The 7,481-nt window shown below is 64.6% G+C and carries 7 protein-coding genes; 2 read left to right on the forward strand and 5 right to left on the reverse strand.

The annotated features are described in order from the left end of the window. Window positions 1-210: 210 nt before the first annotated feature. Together IWX75_RS15980 and IWX75_RS15985 are read right to left on the reverse strand one after the other, a co-directional pair. Window positions 211-714, reverse strand: coding sequence for a hypothetical protein (locus IWX75_RS15980; protein ID WP_196823250.1), 504 nt, complete (start codon window positions 712-714; stop codon window positions 211-213). 255 nt (window positions 715-969) lie between these two features. Continuing rightward, the gene (locus IWX75_RS15985; RefSeq protein WP_334684410.1) at window positions 970-1,548 is read right to left on the reverse strand and encodes a recombinase family protein; all 579 of its coding nucleotides are present in this window, start codon (window positions 1,546-1,548) and stop codon (window positions 970-972) included. 962 nt (window positions 1,549-2,510) lie between these two features. Here IWX75_RS15985 and IWX75_RS15990 point away from each other — a divergent pair. Both IWX75_RS15990 and IWX75_RS15995 read left to right on the forward strand, forming a co-directional pair. After that, the gene (locus tag IWX75_RS15990; RefSeq protein ID WP_196823252.1) at window positions 2,511-3,317 is read left to right on the forward strand and encodes an SDR family NAD(P)-dependent oxidoreductase; all 807 of its coding nucleotides are present in this window, start codon (window positions 2,511-2,513) and stop codon (window positions 3,315-3,317) included. Between the two features lie 79 nt (window positions 3,318-3,396). Beyond that, window positions 3,397-4,599 (forward strand): MFS transporter, encoded by a 1,203-nt coding sequence (locus tag IWX75_RS15995; protein ID WP_196823253.1) that lies wholly within the window; start codon window positions 3,397-3,399, stop codon window positions 4,597-4,599. Between the two features lie 122 nt (window positions 4,600-4,721). On the opposite strand, the gene IWX75_RS16000 is transcribed toward IWX75_RS15995, so the two are convergent. From IWX75_RS16000 to IWX75_RS16010, 3 genes are all read right to left on the reverse strand, one after another. Then, window positions 4,722-5,231 carry a MaoC family dehydratase gene (locus IWX75_RS16000; protein WP_196823254.1) on the reverse strand — a complete coding sequence of 170 codons (510 nt, stop codon included), beginning with the start codon at window positions 5,229-5,231 and terminating at the stop codon, window positions 4,722-4,724. 333 nt (window positions 5,232-5,564) lie between these two features. Then, window positions 5,565-6,065, reverse strand: a complete 501-nt coding sequence (locus tag IWX75_RS16005; protein ID WP_196823255.1) for an SRPBCC family protein — start codon at window positions 6,063-6,065, stop codon at window positions 5,565-5,567. 21 nt (window positions 6,066-6,086) lie between these two features. Then, entirely contained in the window at window positions 6,087-6,824 is a 738-nt protein-coding gene (locus IWX75_RS16010; RefSeq protein WP_028280801.1) for a mycothiol-dependent nitroreductase Rv2466c family protein, read from the reverse strand. Window positions 6,825-7,481 lie beyond the last annotated feature (657 nt).

Raw genomic sequence — 7,481 nt, forward strand, 5'->3', positions numbered from 1 at the left:
CCACCCCGAAGGCGGACCGTAGAGACGTCCCGGCAACCTGCATGCCGCCGACCGCTAGCAGGAATCCGGCATCAACGAGTAATGCATTCTGCGTGACCATGGGCTTGATGCCCCAGTCCGGGCACGTCCGCGAGGGACGTTTGGGGCGGCTTGTGCACACCGTTCGCGGGGCAGGGCGTGCACGAGCCGGGACGGATCACCGCGAAGGAATCAGCGGATGTGGAAGCCCGCCTGGGTTACGGGTACCGTCTCGGCCCTGCCACCCCCACAGTTGGCGGCTCCGGGACCGATCTGGGGGAGCGAGAAGTTCTGCGCACCTTCTGTGTCGAGGGTGAAGGCCACCATCTTGCCGTCCAGGACAACCCCTGCTGCCGTCTCGCCCTTGGTGATGGTTCCGCTGACTTCTGTCCGGCCGTCATTGAACTCCAGGCATGTCAACCGGGCCGTGAAGTGGGATAAACCTGACGGGCTGTTGTGTGTGAAGGACAGGCGTCCGGCAGCCACACCGTCGCTGCCGAGTTTGCCTTCCACCGACAACCTCCGCTGGTCCTCCGGCAGGGAGCTCACGGCTGCCCCACTGATGCGATGAACCTCGCTGGCGCTGGTGCTGGAGTTGGTGCGGGGGGTTCCGTTCGCGTCCGCGAAAGCCGGACTCGGAGCGAGCAACGCCAAAACGGCGATGCTCATTGGGGCGAGCAACGTTCGTAGCCGCACGATAGTCTCCTGACGAGGATAGATCACAAATAAGTTACTCACCCTACCCACGCGACAGATCGAGGTTCTGTAATCCAGCACACTGACGCCGACCCACCCACACCACTGTCAGCGCTAAGTGGCGGGTCCAGCCCAGTGCTTTTCTATGGCCGCGGTGACCGCCTTCGCGGGTGTTTGGCAAGAGTGGCGCGTAGAAACCTTGATCGCGGGCTACGCGCCCGTTCCGGTCGTCCGTGGTGTCACCTTCGGTCCTCGTCAGAGCACGTCGTTGGTTCCCATGCTCAGGTACCGGTACACAGTTGCCCGGCTTACCCCGATGATCTTCCCGATATCAGCCGGAGCAAGCCCCTGGGCCTTCAGATCACGGGCGCGCTTGACTGTCACATGGGCTACGGTAACTTCCCGCCGGCCGGCCTTCCGCCCGTGTTCGGCGGCTGCGGCCATGCCTGCCTTGGTCCGCTCGGCCAGTTGGTCGCGCTCGAGCTGGGCGAACGCGGACATGACGGTCAGCATGGCCCTGCCCATCGAACCGGTTGTGCTGATTCCTTCCGTGACGCTGCGGAAGTGCACGCCCCGGTGTTCGAGATCATCGATGAGAGCCAGCAGGTTGCGGGTGTTGCGCCCCAGCCGGTCCAGCTTCCAGACCACCACCTCGTCACCGTCCCGCAGGTGGTCGAGCAGCTTGTCCAGTTCAGGCCGGCTGGCCCTCGTTCCGCTGACACCGTGATCTGTGAAGATCCGGTTGCAGCCCGCGGCCGCCAGCGCCGCTTGCTGCAGGTCTGCGTTCTGGTCCAAGGTGCTGACCCTGGCATATCCGACACTTCCCACGCCCACTCCCCTATCAGCTCATCAAAGGCCCTAATCCGCTTTATTGAGAATAGTTCATGTGAGACAGATTGGTGAGACTAGATACGGTCCTGAGAACCACCGCGAATGCTGGGCTTCGCCTGTGAATTGCAGAAATATTTGGCGCTTTTTTCGCAGCGCTATTTGGCCTGCCCGCTTGGGATCCAGCAACCTAGCTAGCCCCGCCATGAGATCGAGCTCGCTGGGCGCGCCAGAAGACTCTGTCCGTCGGTCCGCGGCGCCGCCGGGTCATGTCTGAGATGGATCTTGGAGGGTACCTGCGTCAAACCGCTTCTGGAAGTTTGAGAGTGCGAAGTCCGCGGAGAGGGGCGTCCCTCGGCCTTCTTGATGACTCAGAACCGGGGCGCCTGCCGCCCCGGTTCTGAGTCTGCACATTCTTCAGTCGACTTTGTCCATGGTGTGTCCGCAACAGCAGGTCGGATTACGGTCCCCGCCGTTACCAGCTGCGGCCCCCTTGGTTACCGTCACCTCACACCCGCACGCCGCATCCGGACAACGGTAAACCTCTCCCTCTTGCAGTGCCATCGCTGGTCTCCTTTCCATCCCGGACAGCTTGTCCCGTCCGACACTGGCCACGCTAGAACCTTCCCCCCAAGGGAAGTCAAGGGGTCCGGCCTGTGACACCGCCACCTAATCGAGAAGCACCAAGCTCGGAACCATGAGACGGGCGCTCTCCGTACCGTCCAGGGCTGCGATGGCCCTTGGGCACGCCGAAACGGAAACCATTGGCAGCGGCCCCTGAGCACGCCCTCAATGGTCGCCTGAGGATACGGATAGGAGTGCTGGACCGCGGTAACCCTGCGGCTTTGGATTGCGGGGAAGGGAATTCGGCGGTGATGGCGGCGGTTGAGGGTTTCGTGGGGACCGGCATTCCTGCAGTCTCCGGCCGCGCTTAACCACGTTGTTGTTGCTTTGTGAAGGGACTTTTTATGGATCTGCAAGAGCGTTCTATTCTGCTTACCGGTGCCGGCAGCGGTATCGGCGCGGCGATGGCGTTGGAGCTAGCCGCACGTTCGGCCAGGATTACGTTGGTGGGCCGCCGGATCGAACCATTGGAAGAAGTCGCTGCCATGGTGCGCGAACGAGGCGGCCAGGCGCACGTGGTGCCCCTGGACCTCACCGCGCCCGGCGCCCCGGCTGCGGCGGTCGCCGCCGCACAGGACCACTTCGGGGGTGTTGATGTTCTGATCAATAATGCCGGCAACGTTCGTGCCGGACGGCTGGAGGCCTTGGACGAGTCCGAGGTGCTGGCCCAGATCGCGTTGAACCTCACCGCGCCGATTCTCGTTACACGCGCGGCGATTCCCGCGCTCCGGGCCTCCGGTGACGGGCTGGTCGTGAATGTGTCATCAGGCATCGGCCTGATCGCGATGCCGTTCTATTCCACCTATGCTGCGACCAAGGCCGGTATTGCGCACTTTGGGGAGGCCCTGCGCAGGGAACTCTACGGTGAGGGAGTACATGTGCTGAACATCTACCCCGGTGCGACCAGCACACCGATGATGGACAGCTCCCAGGCCGGGACTGAGCACGGCTTCGAATACGAGAGCCCCCAGGACGTCGCAACCGCCGTCGTGGCCGGCATGGAACAGGGGGCCCTGACTGTGGTTCGGGGAGGAGCGACCCGCAGCGCGATGATCACCTTGAACCGTGAAGACCCCGCCGCGGTGGACAGGACCCTCTTCGCGCGCAAGGCCGCCCTGGAGGAAGCCGTTGCGGAGCACTCCAGCATTTAGGCCGGCTAGACCGGGGCAGGCTGGTCCTGTCCGGGAGACCGGGTCACGACCGAAACGCTTGCGTGAAAGGAACCTGCCGATGAGAGGTCAGTGGCGGTGGCCGGCGCTGGCGATGTTTGCCGCCGGTTACGGGGCGAACCAGTTCGTTCCCCTGCTGGCGTTCTATCGCCGCACACTCGCCCTCTCGGATGCGGATGCGACGGCCGTGTTCGGCGTCTACGCCCTGGGTTTGATCCCGGGGCTGATCCTGGGCGGAAGAGTCAGTGATGCCAGGGGACGACGCCCGGTCGTGCTGGCGTTCACCGTGTTGTCGCTGCTGGCGACCGCTGTGCTGATCACCGGGCAGTGGGGCGTGACCGGGCTGTACGCGGGCAGGCTCCTCACCGGCGTCGTCTCCGGGACCGTCTTTACGGCCGGCACGGCCTGGGTGAAGGAGCTCTCCGGGGAAGGCGCTTCGGGGACAGGTGCGCGGCGGGCAGCGCTGGCACTGACGGCAGGGTTCGGGGTCGGGCCGCTCGTCGCCGGCCCGCTGGCCCAATGGGGTCCGGCGCCGCAGGTGCTGCCCTACGTGGTGCACCTGGTCCTGGCCGGTACCGCCCTGGTGATGCTCCCGCGCGCACGCGAAACGCTGCCGCAAGTCGGCGCGCGGGCCTCCCGGACGCCTTTCTTGCCCGCGTCGGTGTCCTCGGCCCGGTTCCTGCGCGTGGTCGTGCCCATGGCGCCCTGGGTGTTCGGCAGCGTCACGCTGGCTTTCACCACCCTCCCGGCGCATGCGACCGGCCCGACCGGTGTCCTCGGTGTGGCCTTCCCCGGTCTTCTCGCCGCCGGCGCCCTCGCGGCGGGGCTGATCGCGCAGCCTTTGGGCCGGCGCCTGCACCAGGCCGGAGCATCCCGCGGCGGAACAACCGCCGCGATGACGGGCCTTGGCATTGTTGCCGCAGGCTGCGTAGCGGCTGCGCTTGCCACGGCCTTCCCCGGGGTGCCCGCCGCATCGGTGGCGGCCCTGCTGCTCGGTGCCGGGTATGGAATCTGTCTCATCGTGGGGTTGCGGGAGACCGAGGACATCGCCGCGGCCGGGGAACTCGGGGCTGTGATCGCCCTGTTCTACAGCCTGGCGTACTCCGGTCTGGCCGTACCGTACGTGCTGGCCCTCCTGGCCCCGCACACCGGCTACCCCGCAGCGCTGCTCTTCACCGCAGCGGCGGCCACCTTGACGCTGGCCGCCATATTCCTGGCAGGACGGGCCGGCTACCGGGCCGGGCCCGAAACGAACACTACGTGACCCGCCACACCTGACCCGCCGGTGCTGCCCCGTTCACGCTGCCGGTGCATCCTGACCGGACGGGCACGGTCACGGCTTGCGCCGCCAACATTTGTCCATAGCGGCGGTAAAAGTTGCCCGGTTTACCTGCCTGACACGGCCGGGGCCGGGTCGGGGCGGCGGCGGAGGAGATTCATCATCGTCAGGGTCGCCACCGTTTCCTGGTTCTGGTCGAGGATTTCGATGGCGGTGTGTACGAGGCCGCGGTCCGGTTTGCTCCGGGAAGCCCGGGCCTGCACCACAGTGCAGCGGAGGGAGAGGACATCCCCGGGGCGGACAGGTTTGAGCCAGCGCAGTTCGTCAACTCCGGGCGATGCCAGGCTGGCCGCCTCGTTAAGGTAATACCGGACCAGGATCCGCATCATGAGAGCCATCGTGTGCCAGCCGCTGGCAATCAGGCCGTTGAACGGGCCACCGGCGGCAGCTGAGGCGTCGGTGTGAATGCCTTGGGGGTCGAAGCGGGCCGCGAAATCCAGAATCTCCGCCTCGCTGACCGGCTCGGCACCAAACACCCCCACGGCGCCCGGCACGTAATCATCGAAGAAACGATCCGGCAGCGGAACCAGCCCCGGCGTCACCGCATCACCTGTCATGTCCTGCCCTGCCTTTCACAATGAAGACCTCCCCGCCAAACCTAATACACGCGATTCAGCGGCCCGCAGCCGCTGAAAGCAGGCTGTGAGTGTTCAGGATTCGGAAGTTGCCGGCGGCACCCTCCGCCCGGCGGGCTGGCGAACCCGCGCAGGATCACACGCTCTGCAGAGAATGGAAAGGGATGCCACTGCACGGCTGGAAGAGTACAGCGAGGTGTCGTGGCCATTGCTCACAACCCGAATGCGCTGCTAGACGCTGGCGATTTCTGTTGATATTCAACGAAGTCTTTTGGGCTGCGACTTGGGTTCAGTTTGACGCGCCGAGTGAGCCGGTCATGACCGGGCCTCCTCACTTGCAGCGGTGGACTCGGTGATTCGCTTGATCGCGGCGAGCGTTTTCGGGATGCCGTCGAGTGCTTGCTGGGTGCGGTCGGTGATCTGAACGTACGCCCCGTCACCGTACTTCTCCTCAAACATGGCGATCCCGGCCGGCAGGAAGTCCCAAGACTCGCTCAGGGTCGTCCCGGTATCTGCTGGGGTCAGGGTGAAGCCCCAGCGGACCACACTGCCACCCACCACCCAGGCGAACTCGCGACCGCGCTCGGCAACCACGACCTGCGACCGGGTCTCCCAAGATCGGTGCGGGAGCTCATTACGCCCGGTGAACCAGGCGCCGAGCTGACCCGCGTTGACCTCATCGTCCCACCAACACGACGTACAGACAGGGCTCCACTCGCCGGTGCGGGTGATGTCGGAGACCAGGTCGTAGAGCGCCTCGGCTGATGCCTGGACCGTGACGGACTCCTGATGATGGCGGATGCTTGTCTGATTCATGGGTCCATCTTTACAGACCGGTCACTTCTTCTGCCGCCGGCTGCCGCCGTGCCAGTCCTCCTGCTGACCGACCGTATCGGCGTCGACGCCGAGGGCAGCAAGCTGTGGCTGCTCGCGCAGGCTTCGCTTGAGCTCCGCGAAACCAGGGAAGCGTGCCAGCCCGACCACATGGTCCCACAGCTCGGCGGCCGAATCTTCGTCTGGCAGCCGGCTGATCACCGGTCCGAAGAAGGCCACACCGGCGGGTGGCTCAAAGTGGATGATGGGCGTGCCCACATCCTTACCCGTCAGCGCCAGCGCCTCATCCGTCTCCTGCCGGATCTCACGGTCCCAGGACACGTCGTCGAGAGCCTCCGCCAGTGCCAGGGGCAAGCCAGCCTCGGCGAGGATCGGCTCCACGAACTCACGCGTCCCGCGCCGCTCACGCACCTCACCCTCGGTGCGCTGGTTGACCGGGTCCGGGGCAGCATCGAAGATGTGCGCCCCGAACGCCGCATACAACCCAGCCATCGACTCGCGGCCATGCTCCGCACGTGCCCGGGCCGCCACCCGCAGAAGCCGAAGCCCGGCCGTGTGTCCGGCCTCGTACTCAGGCGGAAAATGCGCGTCATAGTCAACCTCGGAGTTGATCAGACGCAAAGAGATGAACCGCCAGTCCACGGTGTAAGCGCGCTGCGCCTGCACCTGCCGCACCCACTTGCTCGTCATCCAGGCAAAAGGGCAGACCGGGTCGAAATAGAAGTTAATGTCGGCATCCATACGCCCACCTTTACACCGGTTGATAACCCACGTCTAATCGAATCCAGGCCCCAGCCCAAAACGGTGGACACTCCTATCTCCCGCCCACGGCAACGGCCATTTCACCTTTAATTAGTTCTGGGGCGGTTTGAAGATCAGGGTTGACGGCACACCGGTTGTCGACCAGGACCAAACGTCTTCTGTTCGGCTCACAAAGACATGGGCGTTAGAAGTCGGCGAGAACGAAAACCATCAGGTTTGTATTGTGAAGCGACGGGGCCTCTTTCTGGCAGCCTTTCGCCCTCAGCTCGTCGCGGTTTTCGTCGACGGTTAGCAACTCGCGCATCAGGAACGATAACGGGGCCGCTCACCGGACCGCCATTCAGGAGTTCGCGAGAGCGTGATCGAGGCTGGATTCGATTGTGAATCGCAATTTTCGCAGCGCTAAATGTCACCTTTGATGTCCGTTAGCCGGTCCCTCACCGTGCCCGCCGACGTGATGATCGAGCAACGAGCAACGAGCGGTGTGAACCACAGTGGTGCTTACCGGTAAGTTGCCCGAGTGAGTGTCCCGTAAAACTACGGTGGTCTCAACCGGTCAATGCACCGCTACTTGGCAGGATGAGTGGTGGAGGTGTGTGTGGAGTTCACGACGGAGCAGCAGCAGGCAATCTGGGA

It is taken from the genome of Arthrobacter sp. CAN_A6 (assembly GCF_015751715.1).
GTDB lineage: Bacteria > Actinomycetota > Actinomycetes > Actinomycetales > Micrococcaceae > Arthrobacter_D.